The sequence below is a fragment of the Roseovarius sp. THAF27 genome (assembly GCF_009363655.1).
Classification (GTDB): Bacteria; Pseudomonadota; Alphaproteobacteria; order Rhodobacterales; family Rhodobacteraceae; genus Roseovarius.
The window spans coordinates 1,603,765-1,629,396 of sequence record NZ_CP045393.1 but is presented as its reverse complement, the minus strand read 5'-3'; the positions used below and the strand labels follow the sequence as shown (position 1 = coordinate 1,629,396).

General features: G+C 66.0%; 27 protein-coding genes. 16 read left to right on the top strand and 11 right to left on the bottom strand.

From position 1 onward, the window contains the following. Position 1 precedes the first annotated feature (1 nt). The 7 genes from FIU89_RS08160 to FIU89_RS08130 all read left to right on the top strand — a co-directional run bounded on the left by FIU89_RS08160 (position 2) and on the right by FIU89_RS08130 (position 4,904). Positions 2 to 643, top strand: coding sequence for a DUF4386 domain-containing protein (locus FIU89_RS08160; protein ID WP_152492138.1), 642 nt, complete (start codon positions 2 to 4; stop codon positions 641 to 643). A gap of 129 nt (positions 644 to 772) precedes the next feature. Then, entirely contained in the window at positions 773 to 985 is a 213-nt protein-coding gene (locus tag FIU89_RS08155; RefSeq protein WP_152492137.1) for a DUF2892 domain-containing protein, read from the top strand. A gap of 3 nt (positions 986 to 988) precedes the next feature. Beyond that, the gene (locus FIU89_RS08150; RefSeq protein WP_152492136.1) at positions 989 to 1,420 is read left to right on the top strand and encodes a YeeE/YedE family protein; all 432 of its coding nucleotides are present in this window, start codon (positions 989 to 991) and stop codon (positions 1,418 to 1,420) included. A gap of 3 nt (positions 1,421 to 1,423) precedes the next feature. Further along, a complete protein-coding gene (locus FIU89_RS08145) occupies positions 1,424 to 1,861 on the top strand; it encodes a DUF6691 family protein (protein WP_152492135.1) in 438 nt (145 codons plus the stop codon). Positions 1,862 to 1,874: 13 nt separating this feature from the next. Next, a complete protein-coding gene (locus tag FIU89_RS08140; RefSeq protein WP_152492134.1) occupies positions 1,875 to 2,759 on the top strand; it encodes an MBL fold metallo-hydrolase in 885 nt (294 codons plus the stop codon). A 36-nt stretch (positions 2,760 to 2,795) separates the two neighbouring features. Beyond that, entirely contained in the window at positions 2,796 to 3,701 is a 906-nt protein-coding gene (locus FIU89_RS08135; RefSeq protein ID WP_152492133.1) for an MBL fold metallo-hydrolase, read from the top strand. 150 nt (positions 3,702 to 3,851) lie between these two features. Next, positions 3,852 to 4,904, top strand: a complete 1,053-nt coding sequence (locus FIU89_RS08130) for a phosphatase PAP2 family protein (RefSeq protein WP_152492132.1) — start codon at positions 3,852 to 3,854, stop codon at positions 4,902 to 4,904. Between the two features lie 90 nt (positions 4,905 to 4,994). Here the strand turns inward: FIU89_RS08130 and FIU89_RS08125 are convergent, their stop codons facing one another. Genes FIU89_RS08125 through FIU89_RS08115 form a run of 3 tightly spaced genes read right to left on the bottom strand, consistent with a single transcriptional unit; the run spans position 4,995 to position 7,011 of the window. Further along, positions 4,995 to 5,660, bottom strand: coding sequence for an alpha/beta hydrolase (locus FIU89_RS08125; RefSeq protein ID WP_152492131.1), 666 nt, complete (start codon positions 5,658 to 5,660; stop codon positions 4,995 to 4,997). Further along, positions 5,657 to 6,301: a DNA-3-methyladenine glycosylase gene (locus tag FIU89_RS08120; protein ID WP_172978060.1), complete on the bottom strand. Its 645-nt coding sequence runs from the start codon at positions 6,299 to 6,301 to the stop codon at positions 5,657 to 5,659. The genes FIU89_RS08125 and FIU89_RS08120 overlap by 4 nt, the downstream gene beginning before the upstream one ends. Continuing rightward, positions 6,283 to 7,011, bottom strand: coding sequence for a cobalt-precorrin-6A reductase (locus FIU89_RS08115; protein WP_152492130.1), 729 nt, complete (start codon positions 7,009 to 7,011; stop codon positions 6,283 to 6,285). Before FIU89_RS08115 ends, FIU89_RS08120 begins: the two co-directional genes overlap by 19 nt. 232 nt (positions 7,012 to 7,243) lie before the next feature. On the opposite strand from FIU89_RS08115, the gene FIU89_RS08110 reads away from it, so the two are divergent. Then, entirely contained in the window at positions 7,244 to 8,464 is a 1,221-nt protein-coding gene (locus tag FIU89_RS08110) for an MFS transporter (protein ID WP_152492129.1), read from the top strand. 84 nt (positions 8,465 to 8,548) lie between these two features. Here FIU89_RS08110 and FIU89_RS08105 read toward each other — a convergent pair whose 3' ends face one another. The 6 genes from FIU89_RS08105 to FIU89_RS08080 form a co-directional block, all read right to left on the bottom strand. Next, a complete protein-coding gene (locus FIU89_RS08105) occupies positions 8,549 to 9,319 on the bottom strand; it encodes a squalene/phytoene synthase family protein (RefSeq protein ID WP_152492128.1) in 771 nt (256 codons plus the stop codon). Positions 9,320 to 9,324: 5 nt separating this feature from the next. After that, positions 9,325 to 10,044 carry a trans-aconitate 2-methyltransferase gene (locus FIU89_RS08100; protein ID WP_254701826.1) on the bottom strand — a complete coding sequence of 240 codons (720 nt, stop codon included), beginning with the start codon at positions 10,042 to 10,044 and terminating at the stop codon, positions 9,325 to 9,327. Between the two features lie 3 nt (positions 10,045 to 10,047). Continuing rightward, positions 10,048 to 11,667: a citramalate synthase gene (cimA, locus tag FIU89_RS08095; protein ID WP_152492127.1), complete on the bottom strand. Its 1,620-nt coding sequence runs from the start codon at positions 11,665 to 11,667 to the stop codon at positions 10,048 to 10,050. A 214-nt stretch (positions 11,668 to 11,881) separates the two neighbouring features. Next, positions 11,882 to 13,354, bottom strand: a complete 1,473-nt coding sequence (cysS, locus tag FIU89_RS08090) for a cysteine--tRNA ligase (RefSeq protein WP_152492126.1) — start codon at positions 13,352 to 13,354, stop codon at positions 11,882 to 11,884. A gap of 157 nt (positions 13,355 to 13,511) precedes the next feature. After that, entirely contained in the window at positions 13,512 to 14,456 is a 945-nt protein-coding gene (locus FIU89_RS08085; protein ID WP_152492125.1) for a DMT family transporter, read from the bottom strand. After that, the gene (locus FIU89_RS08080) at positions 14,449 to 14,823 is read right to left on the bottom strand and encodes a VOC family protein (RefSeq protein ID WP_152492124.1); all 375 of its coding nucleotides are present in this window, start codon (positions 14,821 to 14,823) and stop codon (positions 14,449 to 14,451) included. The genes FIU89_RS08085 and FIU89_RS08080 overlap by 8 nt, the downstream gene beginning before the upstream one ends. A gap of 83 nt (positions 14,824 to 14,906) precedes the next feature. Between FIU89_RS08080 and soxR the strand changes: the two genes are divergently transcribed. The 3 genes from soxR (at position 14,907) to FIU89_RS08065 (ending at position 18,773) form a co-directional block, all read left to right on the top strand. After that, the gene (gene soxR / locus FIU89_RS08075) at positions 14,907 to 15,377 is read left to right on the top strand and encodes a redox-sensitive transcriptional activator SoxR (protein WP_152492123.1); all 471 of its coding nucleotides are present in this window, start codon (positions 14,907 to 14,909) and stop codon (positions 15,375 to 15,377) included. 73 nt (positions 15,378 to 15,450) lie between these two features. Then, positions 15,451 to 16,635: a pyridoxal phosphate-dependent aminotransferase gene (locus FIU89_RS08070; RefSeq protein WP_152492122.1), complete on the top strand. Its 1,185-nt coding sequence runs from the start codon at positions 15,451 to 15,453 to the stop codon at positions 16,633 to 16,635. Between the two features lie 599 nt (positions 16,636 to 17,234). Continuing rightward, entirely contained in the window at positions 17,235 to 18,773 is a 1,539-nt protein-coding gene (locus FIU89_RS08065; protein WP_152492121.1) for a trimethylamine methyltransferase family protein, read from the top strand. Positions 18,774 to 19,566: 793 nt separating this feature from the next. Here FIU89_RS08065 and FIU89_RS08060 read toward each other — a convergent pair. Continuing rightward, positions 19,567 to 21,183: an acyl-CoA dehydrogenase family protein gene (locus tag FIU89_RS08060; protein ID WP_152492120.1), complete on the bottom strand. Its 1,617-nt coding sequence runs from the start codon at positions 21,181 to 21,183 to the stop codon at positions 19,567 to 19,569. Positions 21,184 to 21,320: 137 nt separating this feature from the next. Between FIU89_RS08060 and FIU89_RS08055 the strand changes: the two genes are divergently transcribed. Then, complete coding sequence (locus FIU89_RS08055; RefSeq protein ID WP_152492119.1) at positions 21,321 to 21,620, top strand: septum formation initiator family protein; 300 nt, start codon at positions 21,321 to 21,323, stop codon at positions 21,618 to 21,620. A 42-nt stretch (positions 21,621 to 21,662) separates the two neighbouring features. On the opposite strand, the gene FIU89_RS08050 is transcribed toward FIU89_RS08055, so the two are convergent. Beyond that, positions 21,663 to 22,130, bottom strand: coding sequence for a hypothetical protein (locus tag FIU89_RS08050; RefSeq protein ID WP_152492118.1), 468 nt, complete (start codon positions 22,128 to 22,130; stop codon positions 21,663 to 21,665). 94 nt (positions 22,131 to 22,224) lie between these two features. Here FIU89_RS08050 and FIU89_RS08045 point away from each other — a divergent pair, with 94 nt between their 5' ends. The 4 genes from FIU89_RS08045 (at position 22,225) to FIU89_RS08030 (ending at position 25,622) form a co-directional block, all read left to right on the top strand. After that, the gene (locus tag FIU89_RS08045) at positions 22,225 to 22,470 is read left to right on the top strand and encodes a hypothetical protein (RefSeq protein ID WP_152492117.1); all 246 of its coding nucleotides are present in this window, start codon (positions 22,225 to 22,227) and stop codon (positions 22,468 to 22,470) included. 139 nt (positions 22,471 to 22,609) lie between these two features. After that, positions 22,610 to 23,620 (top strand): pyruvate dehydrogenase (acetyl-transferring) E1 component subunit alpha, encoded by a 1,011-nt coding sequence (pdhA, locus tag FIU89_RS08040; protein WP_152492116.1) that lies wholly within the window; start codon positions 22,610 to 22,612, stop codon positions 23,618 to 23,620. Continuing rightward, positions 23,620 to 24,204: a hypothetical protein gene (locus FIU89_RS08035; RefSeq protein ID WP_152492115.1), complete on the top strand. Its 585-nt coding sequence runs from the start codon at positions 23,620 to 23,622 to the stop codon at positions 24,202 to 24,204. Before pdhA ends, FIU89_RS08035 begins: the two co-directional genes overlap by 1 nt. Positions 24,205 to 24,218: 14 nt before the next feature. Beyond that, complete coding sequence (locus FIU89_RS08030; protein WP_152492114.1) at positions 24,219 to 25,622, top strand: pyruvate dehydrogenase complex E1 component subunit beta; 1,404 nt, start codon at positions 24,219 to 24,221, stop codon at positions 25,620 to 25,622. Positions 25,623 to 25,632: the final 10 nt, after the last annotated feature.

The following is a 25,632-nucleotide window of genomic DNA, read 5'->3' as shown; positions in this document are numbered from 1 at the left end:
CATGACGGCAACGCATGATGATCTCCGTCTCGTCCGGCTGGCCGGGGCGCTTTATCTTGTTATCATCCTGTGCGGGCTGACGGCCGAGCTGGTGCTGCGTGGTCCGTTGCTTGCGGGATCGCCCGAAGAGGTCGCCCGGGCGCTAGACGCCGGTATTGCGCAACTGCGGCTCAGTTTTCTGGCTGATACCGTGATGCTTCTGGCGGATATGGCGCTTGCGCTGGTGTTCTTTAGCTTGCTGCGTCATATTTCGGCGCCGCTGGCGCTGGCGGCGATGGTGTTCCGGTTGGGACAGGCGGTTCTGATCGGCGCGAGCCTGATGGCGCTTGGCAGCGTGCCGATGGTGCTGGCGGATGCGCCGCGCCTTGCGGTGCATATGACCGACCTGCACGCGATCGGATATGATGTCGGGCTGATCCTGTTCGCGGTGAACAGCGCGATCATGTCCGTGCTGCTGTGGCGGTCGGCGGTGCCGAACGTGATCGCGGGTGGCATCGCCGCGGCTGCCCTGGTTTACGCCGCGGGCAGCCTTGCGCGGCTTGTGGTGCCCGGTTGGGTGGACGTGATCGAACCCGCCTACGTGGTGCCGATGGTCGCCGAGAGCGCGCTGTGCCTGTGGTTGCTGGTCGCGGCGCGATTGTGAGGGGCGACGGATTGGACCGTTCGAAATGCCCCTCATCATGAGGTCCGGAGTTAGACATGAGTGACTATGTCACTGACACGGGCGAGGTCCGGCGGGCATGATCGGGGTATCATTTCCATGGAGGACACGATGACTGTCAATGTAGGCACTATCGACCGTATCCTGCGCGCGGCTTTGGGTGTCGTGCTGCTCTATCTTGCGTTTTTCAGAGGATTGCCTGCGTTCGAGGCGCCGGTGTGGAAGTATCTTGCCGCGATTGTCGGCGTCGTGATGCTGATCGTCGCGGCGGTGCGGGTTTGCCCCGTCTATTCCATCCTCGGCGTCCGGACCTGCGCGCGGTAAATCATGGAGACCGCGTTCACACCATTCGCGTCGCTGGCCGGCGGCGCACTGATCGGGCTGGCGGCGGTGCTGCTGATGCTGGGGCTGGGGCGCATTTTTGGCGCGACCGGCATCCTGTCGGGGTTTGTCTTTGCCGAAGGCCGCGAGGAGCTGTCTTGGCGCGCGGCGCTGATCCTGGGGATGGTGCTGGTGCCGGTGCTGATGTTTCTGATGACCGGGCGCTGGCCGCAGATCGACGTGCCGGTCAGCCCGGCGATGATCGTGATCGGCGGGATCGTCGTGGGATTTGGCGCGAGCCTCGGGTCGGGCTGCACCTCGGGGCATGGCGTCTGTGGGTTGTCGAGGTTGTCGCGCCGGTCCATCGTGGCGGTGCCGGTCTTCATGGGCACGGCGGCGATGACGGTGTTCAACATCCGTCACATTATGGGAGGCTGAGCGATGAGGCTTCTGTTCGCGGTTCTGACTGGCATGGTGTTCGGTGCGGGGATCACCCTGTCGGGGATGATCAACCCGGCGAAGGTTCTGAATTTTCTTGATATCGCAGGGACTTGGGACCCGAGCCTGATCTTCGTGATGGGGGGCGCCGTGGTGGTGACCTTTATCGGGTATCGGTTGGTCTGGCGGCGGTCTGCGCCGCTTTTCGCCGGGCGATTCCAAGTGCCCGGCTCGGCGGTGATCGACGGCAGGCTGGTGGGCGGATCGGCCCTGTTCGGGATCGGCTGGGGCATCGCGGGATTCTGCCCCGGTGCCGCGATTCCGGCGCTTGGCACTGGCCGCTGGGAGGTTATCCTGTTCCTGGGCGCGGTCGGCGTGGGTCTGGGTCTGGCGCGGCTGGCCAAGGGGTTGCCGCTGTGGCCAAGGCGGGCGGAGACGTGAAGGGAGGCATGAGATGAACGATTATCCCGTGAACATGGGTGTGAGGCCTCAGGTGCAGGGCTTTTTCGACGCGGCGACCAATACGATCAGCTATATCGTCAAGGACCCCGGCAGCGAGGCCTGTGCCATCGTCGACAGCGTGATGGACATTGATTACGCCGCCGGGCGGATCACCTATGACCATGCCGATGAACTGATCCGGCAGATCAAGGATCAGGGCCTGCGGCTGGACTGGATCATCGAGACGCATGTCCATGCCGACCACCTGTCCGCCGCGCCCTATATCCAGGAGAAGCTGGGAGGGAAGATCGGGATCGGGTCCAAGATCATGGTCGTGCAGGACACGTTCGGCAAGGTGTTCAACGAGGGCACCGAGTTTCAGCGCGACGGGTCGCAGTTCGACTCGCTGTTCGAGGATGGCGACACCTACCGCGTGGGCGAGATGGACTGTTTCGCCATGTACACGCCCGGCCATACGCCCGCCTGCATGGTGCACGTGATGGGCGACGCGGCGTTCGTGGGCGATACGCTGTTCATGCCCGATGGCGGCTCGGCCCGGGCGGATTTTCCGGGCGGGGATGCGGGGCAGCTTTACGACAGCATTCAGAAGGTGCTGACCCTGCCCGACGCGATGCGCCTGTTCATGTGTCACGACTATGGTCCCAACGGGCGAGATATCGCGTGGGAGACGACCGTGGGCGACGAGAAGACGCACAACATTCACGTGGGCGGCGGCAAAAGCCGCGAGGAGTTCGTGAAGTTCCGCACCGAGCGGGACGCGACGTTGGCGATGCCCAAGCTGATCATACCGTCCTTGCAGGTGAACATGCGCGCCGGAAAGGTGCCGACGGACGAACATGGGAACCCGGTGCTGAAAGTGCCGTTGAACGGGTTGTAGGGCCGCGTCAGTTCCACAGCATTCGGAAGGGAGAGTATGAGCGACGATATCCTGAGCAAGACATCCGCGTCGACCGGCGCCGGCAGCCCCGAGGTGATCGGGTTTTATGACGAGGATACAGGCAGTTGCCAGTATATCTGCATCTGCCCCGAAACGCGGCACGCGGCACTGATCGACGTGGTGCAGACGCTGGACCCGAAATCTTTCTCCACCGGGTTCGCGCCGGCGCAATGGGCGCTGGACACTATCGCGGAACGCGGGCTGGAGCTGGAATGGATCCTCGACACGCATCCGCATGCGGATCACCTGATGGCGGGGGCCTGGCTGAAGGAGCAGACCGGCGCGCCGACGGGGATCGGCGAGAAGGTGCGCGAGATCGCGGCGCTATGGCGGGATTATTACAACGCGCCGCACGCCTTTCCGGTCGATCCGCATTTCGACCGGCTTTTTGCCGATGGCGACAGGTTTAAGATCGGCAATCTGGACGTGAAGGTGATGCTGTCTCCGGGCCATACGCTGGGGTCCGTGACCTATGTGGTGGGCGACGCGATCTTTGCCCATGACACGTTGATGATGCCGGACGCCGGAACGGCGCGCGCCGATTTCCCCGGTGGGACGGCGGCGGAACTTTATGACAGCATCATGCGGATCCTGGACCACCCGGACGAGACGCGCGTCTTCATCGGGCACGATTACGGCACGGACAGCCGCGAAGAGCCTGCGTGGGAAAGCACGGTGGGGCAGCAGAAGCGCGAGAACATCCACCTGAAGGACGGGGCGAGCAAGGCCGAGTACGTGGCCCGGCGCGAGACCCGGGATGCGACGCTGGCCCTGCCCGACCGGATGCTGGCGGCGTTGCAGGTCAACCTGCGCGGCGGGCGCCTGCCCGAGCCGGAGGAAGACGGCAGGAGCTATTTCAAGATCCCGGCGAACAGGTTCTAGCGATCCCCCGCGCGTGAGTTTTTACCCACCCTACGCGGATGTCTGCAGGGGTGCGCGCCCTGCCCTTTTTCATGCAATGACCGCAATCGCGCCTCAAAATGGGGCGGCCCGCGTGGCATCCCACGCAGGCTGGAGATCACGGGGTTTGGCATGGACCGCATCGTAAACCGCATTTTCCTGGCCGTGACCGCGGCCATTCTTGCCTGGACCTGGGCCGCGCCGGCGGTCTCGTTGCGGCATTTCGCGGTGCCCTTGGTGCATTACACCGGGCTGGGCCTGAGCATGTGGGCGGCGGGGGCGCTGATCCTCGTGTGTTGCGGCCTGATCCGGCAGTCGGTGCGAGGCCCGGCGCCTGTGGACCGGCTGGGGTTCGTGAAGGATTGGCTGGCGCATCAGCGGCGGGCCAGGTTTCTGAACGTGGTCGTGCCGCTGGTGGCGTTCATCGTGACGATGGCCAGTTTCACCGTGCACAAGACGGTTGTTCTGCCGAACTTTGGGTTCACGTGGGATGCGGATTTTATCGCGTGGGACCGGGCGATGTTCATGGGGCATGACCCGTGGGTGCTGAGCCACGCGGTGTTCGGCAGCGCGGCGGCGACATGGTGGATCGACCAGTTCTACCACGCATGGTTCTATCCGATGATGATCGCCTATGTGATCTGCGGGCTGATGGTAACGGGGCCGCTGGCGCGGGCCTGTTACATCGGGACGTTCCTGATCAGCTGGTTCGTGATCGGCTGCGTGCTGGCGGGAATGTTCGCATCGGCGGGGCCGGTCTATGACGGGGCGTTGTTCGAGGCCGGCGTGTTCAACCCGCTGAAAGCCCGGCTGGCGGAACAGGCGGCGGAGGTGCCGGGGATCGCCTCGCAGGTTTTCCAGGCGGAGTTGCTGGCGGGGTACAAGGCCGGGGCGATCGGGCTGGGATACGGAATCTCGGCGATGCCGTCGATGCATGTGGCGTTGGCGGCGATGTGGGCGCTGTTGTTCTTCGGGGTTGGCCGCTGGCTGGGGCTGGCGGGCGTCGTCTATACGCTCTTCATCTGGGTGGGGTCGGTGCACCTTGGGTGGCATTACGCGGTGGACGGGATTGTGTCCTCGGCGCTGGTTGTGGGGATCTGGGGGGCCTTGCGGGCGGTGATCCCCTGGTTGGCGTCGGACAAGGCGGTGGAGGACGGCGCTTTGCAGGGGGTGCCGGGGGAGTAGCCGGGGGACGCGTGGGTTGTCACCCACCCTACGCGGGGACGGCGAAACTGCGTTTGATTGCGCCAGATGAACGGCGAAACCGCGTTGGTTTCAGAGGCTGAGCTTGTCGCGCATGAAGGCGAGCGCCACGGACAGGCCATCGGGGGCGATGCCGTGGGCGGTGCCTTTCATCACATGGGCATAGACCTCTTTCCAGCCGGCGGATTGCAGCGCCTCGGCGGCCTCTGGCAGCGACTGTGGCGGCACGACGTCGTCGGCGTCGCCATGGACCAGCAAAACCGGCGGGCGGCTGACCACCTCGTCGGCCAGAAGCTCGGGCTGCAGGAGACGGCCCGAGAAGCCGACGATGCCGGCGATCTCGTCCTCGCGGCGCGGGGCCACGTGCAGGGCCATCATCGTGCCTTGCGAGAAGCCGAAGAGCACGACCTGTTCGGGCAGCACGTCCTCGTCGACCATGAGCGCGTCGAGGAAGGCGTTGAGGTCTTCCGACGCCGCTTGCAGGCCGCGATGGGCCTCTTCCTCGCTCGATCCGTCGATCCAGGGGATCGGGAACCACTGGTAGCCGGTGGGCATCATCGGGATCGTCTCGGGCGCGTCGGGCGCGACGAAGAGCGTATCCGGCAGGTGTTCGGCCAGCGGGTCGGCGAGGCCCAGAAGGTCGGCCCCATTGGCGCCGTAGCCATGCAGGAACACGACGACGGAGCGGGTCGTGCCAGAGAGAGGTTCCTTGCGGCCGGCCTGAAGTACGCGGGTCATCTGATGCCTTCCCTTTGTTTCGCCACACGGTAGTAGGCCCAGAGCTGGCGGGCTGCAACCGATCTCCATGGGCTCCAGGCGGTCGCCATGGCGCGCAGGGCGCGGTCGCGGGGGCGGTCGGGCAAGTCGTATAGGAGGCGCGCGGCCTCTTGCAGGGCAAGGTCGCCGGGGGCGAAGACGTCGGCGCGGCCGAGGCTGAACATGGCATAGATCTCGGCGGTCCAGGTGCCGATGCCGGGGACTTGCGTGAGGGTGGCGATAACCTCGTCCGTGGGAGTATCGCGGAGGGCCTTGAAGTTGATCCCGGCGTCCGAGAGCGCGCGGGCATAGCGGATCTTCTGGCGGCTGAGGCCGACGGCGCGGAGGTTGTCGTCACTGGCCCATTTGATCTTGCGCGGGCCAGTGAGACCTGCAGTTTTCATGCGGTCCCAGATGGCGGCGGCGGAGGCGGTGGAGACCTGCTGGCTGACGATGGCTGACAGAAGTTCCGCGAACCCGTCGAGTCTGCGGCGCAGGGGAAGCGGGCCGGTCTGGGCGTGGGCATGGGCCATGCGGGGGCAGATGGCGGTGAGATGCGCCACGCCTTCCGCCACGTCCGCATCGGTGCGGATGATGCGCCCCGTCACAGCGAACGCACCCATGCAAGGGCGTCCTCGACAGTTTCGACGCGGCGTGCGTCCGGCTGGGGCGGACGGTTGATCAGCGCGACGCGCAGCCCGAGGCGGCGGGCGGCGTCGAGCTTGGTGCGGGGTGTCGTGCCACCCGCGTTCTTGGCAATCAGCCAGTCGATGCCGAGGGATTTGAAAAGGTCGTATTCCTGGCGCTCCGAAAAGGGCGGATCGCCTTGCAGAAAGCGGCCGTTCGGGAAGGGAAAGGGCGTGTCGGGCACGTTGATCTGGCGGCTGATGACGGTGCAGGCGGACAGGTTGGCGAAACGGTGCAGCGTCTGGCGGCCGGTGGCGAGAAAGACGGTGGAGCCGGGCGGGATGTGGGCGGCGGCCTCTTCCTCGCGGTCGATCAGGGTCCAGTCGTCGCCCGGCCCCGGTGTCCAGGGCGGGCGCAGTACCTGGCAGTAGGGCATGCCGAGGTCGGCACAGACCCGGGCGGTGCGCTGCGAGATGCGATCGGCGAAGGGATGCGTGGCGTCGAGCACGGCAGTGATCGCCTGATCGCTCAGGTAGGTGCGGAACGCGGCCTCGCCCCCGAAGCCGCCGCTGCGCGTGGGCAGGGCCAGTGGTGCGGGCGCGCGGGAGGCGCCGGCGAGCGAGGCGGTGGCCGCGATGCCGCTTGCGTGCAGGCGGGCGGCGATGGTCTTGGCCTCGCCTGTGCCGGCGAGCAAAAGGAGCGTCACGGGCTGGGCCTTTGGTGTGAGGGAACGGGTCGTCCGGGCATGGTCGGGCGGACTATAGGGGGGCAAGCCCTTCGCGCCAATCGGGAATTTCGCATTGCGCGTTGCGCAATACGACCGATGCGAGGGGCGCTGCCCCTCGCGCTCCCCGGGATATTTCCGGCCAGAGGAAAAGCAGGGGCTGGGATTGATTTCGGGTCTTGTGGGCCTCTCGAGAGGGGTCTAGCAAGGCGACATGACCGAGACCGCCCTGCCCCTTGAAGATGACCGCCGCGCGAAGCGTAACGTGATCGTGCTGGTACTGGCGCAGGCCCTCCTGGGGGCGCAGATGGCGATGATCTTCGTCGTCGGCGGGCTGGCCGGGCAGAGCCTTGCCAGCAACGTGTGTTTCGCCACGTTGCCGATTTCGCTGATCGTGCTGGGGTCGATGATTTCGGCCAACCCGTTGTCGATGGTGATGCAGCGGTTCGGGCGCAAGGCCGGTTTCCTGATTGGGGCCTTGGGCGGGGCCACCGGGGCGGCGATTGCGGGCTATGGCCTTTATCTGGCGTCCTTTCCGGTTTACCTGACGGGCAGTTTCCTGACCGGCATCTACATGTCGGCGCAGGGCTTTTACCGCTTCGCCGCCGCCGACACGGCGAGCGATGATTTCCGGCCCAAGGCGATTTCCTATGTTCTGGCGGGCGGGCTGGCGAGTGCCATCATCGGACCCCAACTGGTGAAGGTGACGAGCCAGGCGATGGTCGTCCCTTTCCTGGGCACGTACCTGGCGGTGATCGCGATCAACCTTTTGGGCGCGCTGCTGTTCTTCTTCCTGGACATTCCGAAACCCCCGCCGCCCGCGCCGGACAGTCCCAGGGGGCGCACCCGGTGGGAACTGCTGACCACGCCGCGAATCGCGGTGGCGGTGATCTGCGCCATGGTGTCCTATGCGCTGATGAACCTGGTGATGACCTCGACACCGCTGGCGGTGGTGGGCTGCGGGTTCACCGAGAGCAACGCGGCGGACATCGTGACAGGCCACGTGCTGGCGATGTTCGCGCCTTCGTTCTTTACCGGGCATCTGATCGCGCGGTTCGGGGTGGAGCGAATCGTGGGCGCGGGCCTTGTGATCCTGGCCGCCGCGGGAATCGTGGCGCTGCAGGGGGTGGAGATCGAGAATTTCTTCATCGCCTTGATCCTGCTGGGGCTGGGCTGGAATTTCGGGTTCATCGGGGCGACGACCATGCTGGCGGGCGCTCATGACGTGCATGAGCGGGGTCGGATGCAGGGGATGAACGACCTGTTGGTCTTCGGCGGTGTCACGGTGGCGTCATTGGCCTCGGGCGGGCTGATGAACTGTTCGGGCAGCACGGCGGAGGCCGGGTGGACAGCGGTGAACCTCGCGATGGTGCCGCTTCTGACGCTGGCGGGCGGGGCGCTGATCTGGCTGGTGATGCGGCCGAAGACAGCCTGAGGCTTTTTCTTGCCGAAAATACTCCGGGGAGTTTGAGGGGCAGCGCCCCTCATTCCCCTATAGAGCGCGCCGCAGGCGCTCCGTTTACCAGCGTCCGGTCAGGGCCCGGTGCATCAGCCCGAGGCGGGAGCGGAAGGGCGGCAGGGTCAGGCGGTTTTCCGAGACGGCGGCGGGGTCGCGGCGGGCTTTTTTCAGGATCGCGTCGGTCTGCCAGAGGGCCAGCATGGCCGGACGTACTTCCGGCGCAGGGCGCGTGCGGCGGGCCTCTGCGAGGTCTGTCAGCGCATCGTCGGCCAGGGCGCGGATGGCGGCATGCGTGCCTTCGACGAGCGGGATGCGGCCCTGGCGTTCGAGTTCCGGCACGGCGCGCAGCCAGTTGGCGACGCCCTGGGCGTAGCCTGCTTTCAGGATCGGCTCTTCCGGCGCGTCGCCGAGGGTGCGGGCGGCGGCGAGCAGCAGCAGACCGGACGTGTTGGTGAGGTGGCCGCGGAAAGCGCTCATGTCCTCGAACGGGTCGCGGTAGATGTCCCAGCGGCGGGCCTCGACCAGCGCATCCAACCGTGCGGCCATGTCCGTGTCCAGCACCCTGGCAAGCGGCGTGGCGACCTCGTGGCGGCGGACCTCGGCGCCCGTGCGGATCTCTTCCAGCACGTCGCGCCACCATTGCAGGCGCATTTCGGCGATCATGCTCTCCTGCGTGACCCACGGAGCACGGGAAACCTCGACATTGAAGGCGTAGAGCGGAAAGAGCTTTTCGCGCGCGGGCACCGGGGCGGCCATGGTGGCGGCGAAACGCTCGGGGTCGCCGCGATGGACGAGGCCCGCGCAGGCCATGATGTCTGGGTCGAGCGCCATGACCGTCAGGTAGGCCCGAAACCGGGGCGCGCAAGGATGAGCGCGTAGGCGATATCGCCGGGGGCCTGCCGCCAGAGGGTGATTTCGCGCAGCGCGGTGTCGAGGACTTGGTCCAGCGCGGCGTCGGCATCGGGGCGTAGGGCGGCGATGCGGCCGCCGAGTTCGGCGTAATACTCCGCCCAGGCCCTGCCGGTGACAAGGCGGTGGTTCAGCACGTCGTAGCCGGCTGCCTCGACCCGCGCGGTGATGCCGTCGAGGTCGGAGATTGCCGGGTAGTCGGCCCAGAAATCGCGGGCGGCCTGCGGTGCCTCGGGGCTGAGGACGGGTTCGGAGAAGGCGATTGCGCCATCGGTCGTGAGGGCGCGCCTCCAGAGTGTCAGCCCTTCGGTGACGCCTAGGAAATAGAGCGCGCCGGCGCACCAGATGAGGTCGTAAAAGCCGGTGATCTGCGCCATGTCGCCGGTCGATACGGTGACGTTGGTGAAGCGGGCGGTGGCCGTGCGGGCCTCTTCGACAAGGTGGGGCAGTTGGTCGATGCCTTCGATCTGCGCCCGGGGCAGACATTCGGCCAGGGTCACGAGATCCGCACCAGGACCGCAGGCGGCGTCGAGCACATTGGGCGCATCGGGCAGGTCAAGCTGGCTGAGGGCCCATCGGACATCCTCCGATGTGCCGGGGCCTTGACGCGTCATCTCGCGGTGGAGCGTCAGGAAGGCGTCGTCCACCGCTCAGGCCTCGCCGCCGTCGCGCAAAAGTTTCCAGTTTATTGCTTCGAGCAGCGCCTCGAAGGAGGCGTCGATTATGTTGGGCGACACGCCCACGGTCGACCAGCGCCGCCCCTGCCCGTCCTCGCTGTCGATGATGACGCGGGTGACGGCCTCGGTCCCGCCTTGGGTGATGCGCACCTTGAAGTCCACCAGCCGCATGTCGGCGATGGCGTCCTGGTAGCGGCCGAGGTCCTTGGCCAGCGCCTGGGCCAGGGCGTTCACCGGGCCACGATCGGTGCCGGTTTCGTCCATGGACTCGCTGACCGACAGTTTCTTCTCGCCGTCGACTTTGACGACCACGACGGCCTCGGACAGGGACACCATCTTGTTGTACTTGTTCTTGCGGCGCTCGACCGTGACCTTGTAGCGCTTGACTTCGAAGAATTCCGGCAGAAGGCCCAGTTCGCGGCGGGCGACCAGCTCGAAGCTGGCCTGCGCCATGTCGTAGGTGTAGCCGCGGTTTTCGCGGGTCTTGACCTCTTCGAGGATGCGCGGGAGCGCGGGGTTGTCCTTTTCGATCTCCAGCCCGGCCTCGGAGAGGCGGTTGCGCAGGTTGGACTGGCCCGCCTGGTTGGACATGGGGATGATGCGGGCGTTGCCGACGGTGGCGGGGTCGATATGTTCGTAGGTGGTCGGATCCTTGACGATGGCGCTGGCGTGCAGGCCCGCCTTGTGGGCGAAGGCGGAGGCGCCCACGTAGGCGGATTGCTTCATCGGGACGCGGTTGAGGATCTCGTCCAGTTGGCGCGAGGCCATGGTGATGCCTTCGAGCGCTTCGAGGGTGACACCCGTCTGGTAGTGGCTGGCGTAGGGTTCTTTCAACAAAAGCGTGGGGATGAGCGCGGTGAGGTTGGCGTTGCCGCAGCGCTCGCCCAGGCCATTGAGCGTGCCTTGTATCTGGCGCGCGCCTGCATCCACGGCGGCGAGGCTGCCTGCGACGGCGTTCTCGGTGTCGTTATGGGTGTGGATGCCCAGGCGTTCGCCGGGGATGCCGGCGGCGATGACGTCCGATACCACGTCGGCGATGCGGTGCGGGAGCGTGCCGCCATTTGTGTCGCACAGCACGATCCAGCGGGCGCCGGCCTGATGCGCGGCCTTCAGGCAGTCGAGCGTATAGGCGGGATCGCGGGCGTAGCCGTCGAAGAAATGCTCGGCATCGAACAGCGCCTCGCGGCCCTGTTTCACGATATGGGCGATGGAGGCGGAGATGTTTTCGAGGTTTTCGTCGGGGGCGATGCCGAGGGCGGTTTCGACGTGGAAGATATCGGTCTTGCCGACGAGGCAGATCGAGGCGGTGCCGGCATTCATGACCGCCGCCAGAACGTCGTCATTTTCAGCGCTTCGTCCGGCCCGCTTGGTCATGCCGAAGGCGGTGAGGCGCGCGCGGGTCTCGGGGGCGGCGTCGAAGAAGGCGCTGTCGGTGGGGTTTGCCCCGGGCCAGCCGCCTTCGATATAGTCGACGCCGAGTTGGTCGAGCGTGGTGGCGATGGCCTGCTTCTCGGCGGTGGAGAATTGCACGCCCTGGGTTTGCTGGCCGTCGCGCAGGGTGGTGTCGTAGAGGCTGAGGCGGGTTTTGGTCATTTGGGGGCCTCGTCGAATACTGGTGCTTCGCTCGAGCTGTTTCGCCCGGCGGCACGCCGGGCCGCGCCCGACCCTCCCCCCGGGAGGGCGCGTGGGTGATGTTGCGCGCCGAAGGGGTGTTTTGCGCGTGACACCTGTCGCCCATCAAAGGAGCGTTGCGTGCGCCCACCCAGGGTCGGGCGCGGCCCTTCGCTCTGATGTGTCTGTTGGAGGATCATTTGAGGGCCTCCAATTTGGCGGGGTCGAAGTTGTACCTAAGTTCTGCTGTCGCGCCGTTTACACCATTTTCTGATTTGTGAGCGCGCAGTTCGATACCGATCGAGGCTGCCTTACTGCGTAGGCTATCTGCGTCGTCCCATGACTTTTCCCTACGAAGGGTCAACCAAAAACGCGCAATATTCATGCATTCATCAATTACTTCTTTTTGAAAGCTTCCCCACCCCATGACGCCTATGGTCGGCTGAAAGTCCACACCTTCCTCTAGTTCGACCCCCGCCTCCATCTCGACCTTGAATGGTTTTGCCCAGTTAGCTTGTTGAAGTGCCGCAAGGTCCCAACCAAGCAGAGCAGCTGACGCTGTAAGCGAGCGAGCATCACCCGTTGCGTACAACTCATGCATTCTTTGAATTGCCATTGCGGTGTTCAGATCATCGGACAGCGCCTCAAGCACTATCTCGTCGACTTCCCCCGAACAATCGAGGTCAGCAGTTTCAATCCATTCTCTCAATGTAATTTCCGCCTCCCGCGCCTTTTCTGCCGTCCAGTCCATCGGCTTGCGGTAATGCGTGCTGAGGAACACGAAGCGGATCACCTCGCCGGGAATGCCCTGATCCAACAGATCCTTCACCGTGAAGAAATTACCCAGGCTCTTGGACATCTTCTTGCCCTCGACCTGAAGCATCTCGTTGTGCATCCAGACCTGCGCGAATTGCCCCTCGGGGTGGGCGCAGCAGCTTTGGGCGATCTCGTTCTCGTGGTGGGGGAACATCAGGTCGTTGCCGCCGCCGTGGATGTCGAAGCTGTTGCCGAGCAACTCGAAGGCCATGGCAGAGCATTCGATGTGCCAGCCGGGGCGGCCCCTGCCCCAAGGGCTGTCCCAGCCCGGTTGCGTCTCATCGGAAGGTTTCCAGAGGACGAAATCCATCGGGTCTTCCTTGAAAGGGGCGACCTCGACCCGGGCGCCGGCGATCATGTCGTCGACCGAGCGGCCGGAGAGTCTGCCGTAGTCGGCGTATTTGCGGACGCGAAAGAGGACATGGCCTTCCCTCTCGTAGGCATACTCATCCGCGATCAGTTTCTCGATCATCGCCACCATCTGCGGTATGTATTGCGTGGCGCGCGGCATCTCGTTGGGTTCAAGCGCGCCGAGGCTGCCCATGTCGTCCAGGAACCACTGGGTGGTTTCGGCGGTGATGTCCGAGATATCGCGCCCGGTCTCGGCGGCGCGGGTGTTGATCTTGTCATCGACGTCGGTGAAGTTGCGGACGTAGGTGACGTGATCCTCGCCATACACGTGCCGCAACAGCCGGTAGAGCACGTCGAACACCACCACGGGCCGCGCGTTGCCCAGGTGGGCGCGGTCATAGACGGTGGGGCCGCAGACATACATGCGCACATCGTCCTTGTTCAGAGGCTCGAACACCTCTTTCTTCCGGGTGCGGGTGTTGTGGAGTTTTAGTGTTGTCATGGCGTCCTCGCGCGCGTGGTCCCGCGGCGGGCTTAGCAACTAACATTCAAGGATGGAATAGAAGACCGGCCCGCCTGACGATGTCAGCGGGTAATGCAGCAAATGGTGATGGGTGCAACGGTCATGGGGGCGACCATAGAAGGCCGCCCCCGCCCGGTCAAGCGCATCCCGCGGAGGGCGCCCGCCGGGGGACCTCCGGCGCCGGGGAGAGCTGCGCGCGGATGGTCAGGGCAATGCCGATGGCGACCACCGCCGCCCCGGCCCAGGTGAGCGGGGCATAGACCTCGCCCAGCAGCACCGTGCCGGCGGCCAGCCCCACGGCGGCGGCGACATAGCCGATCTGGCTGAGCAGCACCGGGCCGCCCGCGCGTTGCAGGGCGAAATAGGCCGGGAAGGTCAGGCCCGCGACCAGCATCTGGGGCAGGACGAGATGCGGCACGGCATGCAGACGCTCGAGCGGCACGTCGCCGGTCAGGGCGAGTTGCAGCAGGCCCAGCGCCAGGAGCGCGAAGATATGGCTCCACGCCGCGAGGGCGGCGGGGTGTGCGCCCTCGGGCCAGTCGAGCGTGCGATAGACATTGCCGATGGCCAGGATCGCCGGAAGCGCGAAGCCCAGGACCGCCCAGCCCAGGCCCCCTGCCCCGTCCGTCCCAATCGCCCCGCCCCGCGTCAGCGCCACCAGCGCCGCTCCGGCAAGGCCCAGACCGATGCCGATGATCCCCAGCCGGGGCGGCGTGGCAAGGCCTGCCAGCGCCGTCACCGCCAGCGTCGCCACCGGCGAGAGGGCGAACATCAGCCCGGCATAGCCCGCGCCGACATGCGGGATCACCCAAAACAGAAGCGCGTTGACCGCGGCAAAGCTGAGCGTGCCGGATATGGCTGCATAGCGCAGCATCCGCCCCCGGGGCAGCGCGAAGCGCCGCTGGACCACCAGCACCGGCACCAGAACGCCGGCGGCCCCGGCGGAAATCACCATGGCCCAGACCAGCGGCGGCACCCCTGCACCGGACGCCAGCTTGCCCAGCGGCAGGCCGGCGCCCAGCAGCGCCCCGGTATAGAGCAAAAGGCCGATGGCGCGGGGGGTGTGGGCGCTGTCAGTCATAGGTCACCACCTCGAATTCGATCCCGTCGGGGCCGTCGAAATAGAAGCGCCGCCCCGGTTCGTAATCGGCGTGGTTGTGGGGCGTGTAGCCGGCGGCCTTGACCTTCGCCTCGGTTCCCCCGAGGTCGTCCACCGTGACGCCCACATGGTTCAGGCCGCCGATCCGTCCATAGGTCTCGCCCGTCGGCTGAAGGTCCTTGTCGGGCGCGTAGAGCGCGAGGTAGCTGTCGTCGTCGCCGACATGAACGGTAAAGCCGTTGTCCTTGGCCGCCCCCTGCCAGCGGACGTGCCAGCCGAAGAGATCGCACAGGATCGCGGCGCTGGCCCCGGGATCGGGGACGGTGATGTTGACATGTTCGAGTTTCATGGGGCGCTCCTTTGCAAGCTTGATTCCGTTGTGAAATCAACGTAATCCTTCAAGTTAACTTGAAGCCAAGAGGGAAAATTCTCATGCCCGTCAGACCCTTGCCGGATCGCGGCCTGACGATCGGCTATGTTGCCGAGCGCACCGGCCTCGCGCCGTCGGCCATACGGTACTACGAGGACGAGGGGCTGGTGCGCCCGGATCGCAACGACGCCGGGCACCGGCGCTATGCACGGTCGGACATCAGGCGGCTGAGCTTTGTGATGATCTCGCAAGGGCTGGGTTTCAGCCTGCCCGAGATCCGCGCGGCGCTGGCCGAGCTGCCCGAGCGCCGCACGCCGGGCAAGGCGGACTGGGCGCGGATCTCGCGCCGGTTCGGGGCGGTGCTGGACGAGCGGATCGCGCAGATGCAGGCGCTCAGGGCGCGGCTGGACGGGTGCATCGGCTGCGGCTGCCTGTCGCTGAAGACCTGCGCGCTTTACAATCCCAAGGACAAGGCGAGGGTGCGCGGGCCGGGGCCGCGCTATGTGATGGGGGACCGCTCGGACGAGATTTGAGAGGGCTGGCCACCTGCTTGACTTCGCGAAGGGTGCCGGGCCATGTGGCGGCGACGGAGCGAAGGAGGCTGGCATGGCATTGTCGAAGCGGATCACGGGGCTGACGGGCGGCGGATCGGACGGCTGGGACGTCTATTACAAGGCCAAGGACATGATGGACGCGGGCGAGGATGTCGCCATGCTGACCATCGGCGAGCACGATATCGGCACCGATGACAGCATCCTGGACGCGATGCATGCCGCCACCAAGGCGGGGCATGTGGGCTATTCGATGTTCAACGGCAACCTGAACCTGCGCGAGACGGTGGCCCGGCGGGTGACCGCGCGGACGGGTGTGGCGACCACGCCGGACAACGTCTTGGTCGTGCCGGGCGGCCAGGCGGGGCTCTTCGCGGCGCATCACGCGGCCTGTGACGAGGGTGACCGGGCGCTTTACATCGATCCGTTCTATGCCACCTACCCCGGCACGATCCGGGCGGTGGGCGCGAAGGATGTGGCGGTGGCCGCGCGGCCCGAGCGGATGTTCCAGCCCGATCCGGCGGATATCGCGGCAGCGGCGGCGCAGGGCGCGAAAAGCCTGCTGATCAACACGCCGAACAATCCCACCGGCGCGGTCTATGGCCGCGAGACGCTGGAGGGGATCGGCCGGGTTTGCCGGGATCACGACATGTGGCTGATCTCGGACGAGGTTTACGACACGCAGCTGTGGGAGGGCGACCACCTGAGCCCCCGGATGCTGGACGGGATGGCCGAGCGCACGCTGGTGATCGGGTCGCTGTCGAAAAGCCATGCGATGACCGGCAGCCGCATCGGCTGGGTCGTGGGACCGGAGGAGGCGATTTCGCATATGGGCAACCTGTCGACCCACACAACCTATGGCGTGGCCGGCTTCGTGCAGGAGGCGGCGTGTTACGCGCTTGGCAAGGGCCAGGATTTCGAGGCAGAGGTGGCGGCTCCCTTCCGGCGGCGGCGCGACCTGGTGCTGGGGCTGCTGGAGGGTCAGGACGTGGTGCGCCCGATCCCGGCGCAGGGCGCGATGTTCGTGATGCTGGACGTGCGGGCGACCGGGCTGTCGGGCGAGGACTTTGCGCTGCGCCTGCTGGAGCGGCACAAGGTGGCGGTGATGCCGGGCGAGAGTTTCGGCCGCGCCGCGGCGGGGCATGTGCGCGTGGCGCTGACGGTGGCGGATGACCGGCTGCGCGAGGCGTTGGCGCGGCTGGTGGAGATGGCGTCGGAGCTGGCGGGCGTGGCGGCCTGAGCGTGTGAGAGGTCCCGGGTCAGGCCCGGGACGGGGGCTGTGAAAAACCGGCGAAGCTGCATTGCGTAATGGCGGACATGGGTGTTCGCGCGCGGCTGCCTGCGACCGCCGGTCACGTCGAAACCCTTGGCTGACCGCACAAATCCAGCATGTAACCTGGTTCAAGCGGAGGAAACACGTGTTCAAGGGTCTGGGACTTTCGATGGCGATCATCCTGGGCGGCATGGTCGGGCTGCCCGCCGCGATCCTCGCGGCGCTGTAAAACGCATCATCCTGCGTCATCGAGGCCCGCGACAGGCGCGCGGGCCGTTTTCATGTTCGCTGCCCTGCGGCGTAAGATTCTGTCGTTTTTGGACCATGCGTCGCTTTCGGGACAGATCGGACGCGAGGCTGCCGCCTTAAATCGGCCATTGGGCCCGGCGGTGCGGTCACGTGCGTGCGGGCTGGCGATGGAGGCCGCGCATGGCGCAGCGCTGCAAGATAGTTCTGAAGGTCCGCACCATCGGGGCGGAACGCGGACGGGCCGCACGGGGGCGGCCGGGACGGGGCTGAGACGCATCTCGCCTTCCCTTTTTTCCCGCGATCCAAGGACCCAAGACATGAACAACCTTTCCCCCCGCCGTACCGGAGGCCGTGCCGCGCGCCGGGCCAGCCGGGCCGCCCCGCTCGATACCTTGATGCGCCCCGTACGCCCCGGTATGGAGGGCGGCACGCTGAAGGTGCTGACCGACGCGCAGGTGGTGCGCATTCACGAGGCGGCGCTTGATGCGCTGGACCGCATCGGGCTGTCGGGCGCGCCGGCAAGCGGGATCGCCTATCTGACCGCCGCCGGAGCCGTTCAGGGCGACGACGGGCGCATCCGCTTTCCTCGGGCGCTTGTGGAGGCGACCATTGCGCGCGCCAATCGCGAGATCACGCTTTACAGCCGCGACGGTCTGAACGACCTGCATCTGGGCGGTGCCCGTGTGCATTACGGCACCGCGGGGGCGGCGGTGAACATGGTGGACGTGGACGGGCGCAACTACCGTGAGAGCACGGTGCAGGACCTGCATGATGCGGCGCGGATCGTCGATGTGCTGGACAACGTGCATTTCTGCCAGCGGCCCATGGTGGCGCGGGACATTCCCGACAACATGGAGATGGAGCTGAACACCGTCTATGCCTGCTGTACGGGCACGACGAAGCATGTGGGCACGTCCTTTACCGAGCCGCATCACGTGGGTCCGGCGATGGAGATGCTCTATATGATCGCGGGCGGCGAGGATGAGTTTCGCGCGCGGCCTTTCGTCAGCAACTCCAACTGCTTCGTGGTGCCGCCGATGCGGTTCGCCACCGAATCCTGCGAGGTGATGGAGCGCTGCATCGAGGGCGGAATGCCGGTGCTGCTCTTGTCGGCGGGCATGGCCGGGGCCACCGCGCCCTCGACCATAGCGGGGGCGATCATGCAGGCCACGGCGGAATGCCTGGCCGGGCTCGTCTATGTCAACGCGGTGAAGCCGGGGCATCCGGCAATCTTCGGCACCTGGCCCTTTGGGCTGGACCTGCGCACGGGCGCGATGTCGATCGGGTCGGGCGAACAGGCGCTGCTGAGCGCGGGCTGCGCGCAGATGCACCAGTTCTATGGCGTGCCCGGCGGAGCGGCGGGGGGTGCCTCGGACAGCAAGCTGCCCGATATGCAGGCCGGGTGGGAGCAGATGTGCTCTAACGTGATGGCGGGGCTCGCGGGCGTGAACATGGTCTACGAAGCGGCGGGGATGCACGCGTCCCTGCTCGGGTTCTGTCACGAGAGCCTGATCCTGGGCGATGACCTGATTGGCCAGGCGCTGCGCTGTGTGCGCGGGATCGAGGTGGATGACGAGACGCTGGCGCTGGACCAGATGGAGGCGGTCTGCATCGGGGGGCCGGGGCATTACCTGGGCACCGAGGCGACGCTGGCGCGGATGCAGCGGGATCATTGTTATCCCAATCTGGGGGACAGGTCCTCGCCCAAGGAGTGGGTGGAAAAGGGCAAGCCGGACCTGGTGGCGAAGGCCGTGGCGCGGAAGGAGGAGATCCTGGCGCAGCGATCGGCGGCGCGGCTGAACCCGATGCTGGATGCGGAGATACGCAAGCGGTTCGCGATACATTTGAAGGGTTAGAGGCCGCGCGATGGCCAGACCGCGGGATGGCGAACTTACGGTTTTTGAGGGCACTTTATGGCTGCTGTATCCGCGAGACTTCTGATCGGCGTGCTGTCTTCAGCCAATCGCCAGCCCGGGGGGCGGTCCCCCTTTCGGCGATTGCAGGCAATCGCCTTTCGGTCAGCGGGCGATAGCGCGGCGGCGCGCAAAGCGCGCCTTGGTTCCGCGCGGGGCGTTTTGAGCAAGCGTTGACTTCGAGTTTTGACGACAGGAGGTCCCGGGTCAGGCTCGGGACGGGTGATCGGGGTGGCGAAGTCACGCGCATGTCAAAGGCGCGACGTCATCCCGGACCTGATCCGGGATCGCTGATAGCGGGAGATCCTCGGGTCAGGCCCGAGGATGACGGGCTACGGAAAGGCGCGTGAAGGCAGCGGTTCGCGACACATCTGAAGGCGTAGAGGTCCCGGGTCAGGCCCGGGACGGGTTGGCTTGGGCGCAGAGATAAGGAGCCGCGGTGCGGCGATTAAAGCGTGGTTCGGGGCACCTTATCCCGGCCAAATCCGTAAGACACGCGAGCGAAGCACCCGGCCTCACCAAATCGCCGTGCCATCGCACCAAAGGTGCGCCAATGTTATCGGCACGCCTTCGGCGTGACGGGGCGGCCCGGCGATGCGCGGAGGCGCGGCAAGCCGCGCTTTTGTTCCGCGCGGGTGGGACAACGTTCCCGGCCCGGGCCTGACCCGGGACCGCGTGGGCAAGAGATCCCGGATCAAGTCCGGGATAACGGCAAACAGTAAGTCCACTGAAGGCCCTAAAGCCGCGACAGGATCATGTCTGTGTCGACCGCGCCGATGGCGCCGGTGGTGCGGCCGCGCTCGCCCGCGAGCCGCGTGGCGACATAGGCTTCGGCCACCGCGGGGGGCGCGTGACGGATCAGGACGGAAGCCGTGAGCAGCGTGGCGAGGCTTTCGACATACCATCGGGCCTGGGCCTCGTCCGGCAAGCGGGGAAAGCGGGTGATGTGGGCGTTGAGCGCCGCGTCATAGCGCCAGTATTGACCGGCCACCGCGCCCAGTTCGCGGCTGAGGACCTCGCCCGACAAAGGCACCTTGCGCAGGGTGCGCAGGATGTCGAGGCAGATCACGTTGCCCGACCCTTCCCAGATCGAGTTGAGTGGCGCCTCGCGGTAGAGAAGCGGAAGGCCTGAATCCTCGACATAGCCCATGCCGCCAAGCACCTCCATCGCCTCGTAGACCAGATTGGGGCAGAGCTTGTTGCCCAAGTACTTGGCCAGCGCCACGGCGACGCGGGCGAATGCGCGGGCCGCGTCGGTGTCGCGGTCGAACTGCGCCGCCACGAACATCCCAAGCGCCAGCGTGCCTTCCCAGTCGAGCGCGAGATCCGCCAGCACCGAGCGCATCAGCGGCTGGTCGATCAGCGTTTTCTGGAAGGCCGTGCGATGGCGGGCCCAGTGGACAGCATGGGACAGCGCGGCACGCATCAGGCCCGCCGGGGCCATGGCGGTGTCGAGCCGGGTGTGGTGGACCATGTCGAGGATGGTCTTCACGCCCTCGCCTTCCTCTCCCAGACGGTGGGCCACCGCGTCGGCATATTCGATTTCGGCGGACGCGTTGGCGCGGTTGCCCAGCTTGTCCTTGAGGCGCTGGATGTGGATCGTGTTGCGCCGCCCCTCCAGCCAGCGGGGCACGAGGAAACAGGTCAGGCCCCCGGGCGCCTGCGCCAGCGTCAGGAAACCGTCGGACATGGGCGCCGAGCAGAACCACTTGTGACCGCGCAGCACGTAGGCGTCGCCATCGGGCGCGGCGCGGGTGGTGTTGGCGCGCACGTCCGAGCCGCCCTGTTTCTCGGTCATGGCCATGCCAAGCGTCGCGCCGGGCTTGCGCGCCAGCGGTTTCGGTGCCGGATCGTAGGCGCGGCTCAGGAGCTTCGGCGCCCAGGCGTCGAAGAGCCCGCTATCTGCCTGAAGCGCGGGTACGGCGGCATAGGTCATGGTCATGGGGCAGCACACGCCGGGTTCGACCTGGCTGGTCAGATAGACCATCGCGGCATGGGTTGCGTGCCCGCCCGCCGCGCCCTCCCAGGCGATGGCGGCATAGCCCGCGCCGATGCCCGCGCGCATGAGGTCGTGATAGGCGGGATGAAACCGGACCTCGTCCAGCCTGCGCCCGCCGGTGTCGAAAAGCGCCAGCTCGGGCGGGTTCCGGTTGGCCGCCCGGCCCGCCTCGGCCATGGCGGCGGTGCCGACGGTTTCGCCGTAGGTGGCAAGATGCGCGATGTCGGCCCCCGCCGCCCCGGCATGGTCGGCCAGGGCCGGATCGGTGGCAAAAAGGTCCACGTCGCCACGGGCCGCGGGCTGGTTCGTCACGTCATGGGTGAGCAGCGCGGCGTCGGGGGGCAATTGTGGCATGAATGACTCTCCTCAAGGACGAGTAGTAGCCTTTAAGCGCTTAGATGTGAAAGGGGATTCACAAAGCGATTCGCCTGTGTCATTGTGCACGGGCACCGCACGCGAAGAGGCGGGCACCAGAGGCAGAAAGAGCAGTCATGAAATCGCGCAGGCGCCCCGCATTCGGTGTGTTGATCTATTTCGCCATAGCCTTCGGGCTGGGGGCGTATTTCACGTTCGCGGCCGTGCAGGGCGATTACGGCGTGTTCCGCCGCGCCGAGATCGAATCGGGCGAGGCGGAATTGCGTGAACAGCTGGCCGTGCTGGATGCCAAGGTCGCGCGGATGGAGAACCTGACGCGGCGGTTGTCGGACACGTACCTGGATCTCGACCTGCTGGACCAGCAGGCGCGTGAGGTGCTTGGGATGCTGCGGGCCGACGAGATCGTGATCCGCTGAGCCCCGCCCTGCCCCGGTATCCGGCCGGTGCTTATGGAATTTTCAGGCAAGCGGAAGATCGTGGCGGATCGAGCCAGGCACGAGCGCATGGGTTTCCTTCGTGGCGCCGGTGATTTCCAGCACGCCCCCTGGCGGCGGCTCCCCTTGCTCGGCGCGCGCGACGCGCATGGTGCAGGTCACATCCTCGGCCCTGAGCGAGAGGGACGCCCACGCGGCGCCGTCGATCCATACCCAGTCGTAATCTCCGGTGACGTGCATCCCATCGACGCTGAACGCGATCCTCGGCGGGCCGGTGGGCGCGCCGAGGGAGAACCCGTAGACCAGGCCCGGCTGCAGGCTGACGCACAGCGTCTCGCCGGTCTCGGCGAGCCGCGCCAGCAAGACGATGTGTTCCTCCGGTCCGCAGGGCGGGTCAACGCAGTCGGGGCTTGCGGAGGATGGGCACATGATGTCACTTTCGATATCGCCGGTGCGCTGCACGGCCCCGGTCGAGTGCTGGACGTGTTGCAAGCGTAGGCTAGGTGATTGGACACGAGCAAATGTGCATGCGGGAACGGGACCCGACCGCCCGCGTGCGGGAACGGCAAGGAGAGGAGAGCAAGAAATGAGTGCGCAACTGTTGGCGGCCCTGATCGTCTCGCCCTTCGCGCTGGCCTTCGTATATGCCGGGTACCACGAGTATTCGCGCTACAAATCCGAGGGCCGCGCGACTTATGGGCTGGCCTATGACGAGGAAAGCGGCACGACCCACGTGACCGGGATCGGCGACGATGAAGAGGCCTATGATCCCGAAGACTTCGATCCCAACGGGTACAGGGATCCCGATATCAAGGACGACGGGCAAGCCTGACCCGGGTCTTCGCAGCGGGGACGCGGCCCCGCCTGCCGGATCTGACGCTGCGTCAAAAACCCTCTCGAAAAATCGGAGCGAGTCCTGTATAAGATAGTTTAACGCTAAACTATTCTTTTCAGCACAGGAGCCCGCCCGCATGGCTGCCAGGAAAACGACAAAGAAACCAAACGTTTCCGCCGACGAGTTGAAGAAATACTACCGCGACATGCTGCTGGTCCGTCGATTCGAGGAAAAGGCCGGCCAGCTGTATGGCATGGGTCTGATCGGCGGGTTCTGCCACCTCTACATCGGGCAGGAAGCGGTGGTCGTCGGGCTGGAAGCCACGGCCGAAGAAGGCGACAAGCGGATCACGACCTATCGCGACCATGGCCACATGCTGGCCTGCGGGATGGACCCCGATGGCGTGATGGCCGAGCTGACGGGCCGCAAGGGCGGTTATTCCAAGGGCAAGGGCGGCTCGATGCACATGTTCAGCCGCGAGAAGGATTTCTACGGCGGGCACGGCATCGTGGGCGCGAACGTGCCGCTGGGCGCGGGGCTGGCATTGGCCGACCAGTACAAGGGCAACGGGCGCGTGACCTTCACCTATTTCGGCGACGGTGCTGCGAACCAGGGCCAGGTCTACGAGACGTTCAACATGGCCGCCCTGTGGAAGCTGCCGGTGGTGTTCGTCATCGAGAACAACCAGTACGCCATGGGCACCTCGCAGAAGCGCTCGACCTCGACACCCGAAATCTACACCCGCGGCGAGGCGTTCGGCATCCCCGGCGAGGCGGTGGACGGCATGGACGTTCTGGCCGTCAAGGAAGCCGGGGCGAAGGCCGTGGCGCACTGCCGCAAGGGTGACGGGCCGTATATCCTGGAAGTGAAGACCTATCGCTATCGCGGGCATTCCATGTCGGACCCGGCGAAGTACCGCACGCGAGAGGAAGTGCAGAAGATGCGCGACGAGAAGGACTGCATCGAGCATGTGCGCGAGCTGCTCTTGGAGGGCAAGCACGCCAGCGAGGAGGACCTCAAGGCGATCGACAAGGAAATCAAGGATGTGGTGAACAAGTCCGCCGAGTTCGCCAAGGAAAGCGCCGAGCCGGACGTATCCGAGCTGTGGACGGACATCTATGTCGAAGACACGCGCGAGGACGCCTGATGCGCAAGCCTGTCAAGCTGCTTGCGGTGCTGTTGACCGTGGTCGGCGGGCAATCCGTCAACGCCAAGGACTTCGCACGTCACGCGGATGACCTGCGCGACCTTGTCCGCTACGACGGGCCGGCGACCAGCGGCGGGCTGACCCGGACCAGTTTCGATATCCGGCCGGACTGTGTCTTCACCCAGAAGGCGCAAGGCCGCATCGACGGCGTCGATGCGGTGGTCGTCATGACCGGGGACCTGCGCGACGTGGCGCCCCAGGACATCGCCTTTGAAACCGAAGGCGACGGGCTTGCGATCAGGTTCGACGTGGCGCCCCCCGCGCCGGCCTGGAAGGTGACGACGCGGATCGAGGCCGGCAACGAGCTTTACGACCTGCTGGTGGCGGAGCCCGAGGCGCTTGGCGCGCTCATGCCGGCGGACTGCACCCGGCAAGGGTGCGAGATGACGATGACGCTGCCCGATGACGGGAGCCAGCAATTTTTCAGACTGATACTAGCGGAAATCCTGACCGAGCCGCAGGCCGAACAGGCGACGGATGCGTTCCGTGACCTGGCCGAGCTGTGCCGGGGCAAGACCCAGTAGGGAGAGAGACGACGATGCCAACAGAAATTCTGATGCCCGCCCTGTCGCCGACGATGGAGGAAGGCACCCTGGCCAAGTGGCTGGTCAAGGAGGGGGACACGGTCAACTCGGGCGACATCATGGCCGAGATCGAGACCGACAAGGCAACGATGGAATTCGAAGCCGTCGACGAGGGCACCATCGGCAAGATCCTGATCGAGGAAGGCACCGAGGGCGTGAAGGTGAACACGCCCATCGCGGTGCTGCTGGAAGAAGGCGAGAGTGCCGACGATATCGGCGAGACCTCGTCGGGCGGCGGTGATTCCTCCGCCAAGGAGGAAGACAGCGGCGGCGATGGCGACGATGAGAGCCGGGCGAAATCCGAGCCGGTCGCGGCCTCGCCCGCAGCCCCCGTGCCGCAGCCCGACGCCAGCCCCGACTGGCCCGAGGGCACGGAAATGACCAAGATGACCGTGCGCGAGGCGATCAACGCGGCCATGGCCGAGGAGATGCGGAACGACGAGGACGTCTTCATCATGGGCGAGGAGGTGGCCGAGTACCAGGGCGCTTACAAGATCACCCAAGGTCTGCTGGACGAGTTCGGCGCCAAGCGGGTGATCGACACGCCCATCACCGAGCACGGGTTTGCCGGGATCGGCGTAGGCGCGGCCTGGGGCGGGCTGAAGCCGATCGTGGAGTTCATGACCTGGAACTTCGCCATGCAGGCGATCGACCAGATCATCAACTCGGCCGCCAAGACGAACTATATGTCCGGCGGGCAGCTGGGCTGTTCCATCGTGTTCCGTGGCCCCAACGGCGCCGCCGCGCGCGTGGCCGCGCAGCACAGCCAGGATTACGCGGCGTGGTATTCGCACGTACCGGGCCTGAAGGTGGTACAGCCCTACTCTGCCGCCGATGCCAAGGGCCTGCTGAAAAGCGCCATTCGCGACCCCAACCCGGTGATTTTCCTGGAAAACGAGATCCTCTACGGCCGCAGCTTCGAGGTGCCGGTGCTGGACGATTTCACCATTCCCTTCGGCAAGGCGCGCATCGCGCGGCCAGGGGACGACGTGACCATCGTCAGCTTCGGCATCGGCATGACCTATGCGCTGGAGGCGGCGGACAAGCTGGCCGAGGACGGCGTGAATGCCGAGGTGATCGACCTGCGCACGCTGCGTCCGCTGGATTATGACACGGTGCTTGCGTCAGTGATGAAGACCAACCGCTGCGTCACGGTCGAGGAAGGTTTCCCGGTGGCCAGCATGGGCAACCATCTCAGTGCCGTGATCATGGAGCGGGCGTTCGATTACCTGGATGCGCCGGTGATCAACTGCACGGGCAAGGACGTGCCGATGCCCTATGCCGCGAACCTTGAAAAGCTGGCGCTGACCTCGACCAAGGAAGTGATCGAGGCCGTCAACAAAGTGACCTACCGGTAAGGAGAGAGCG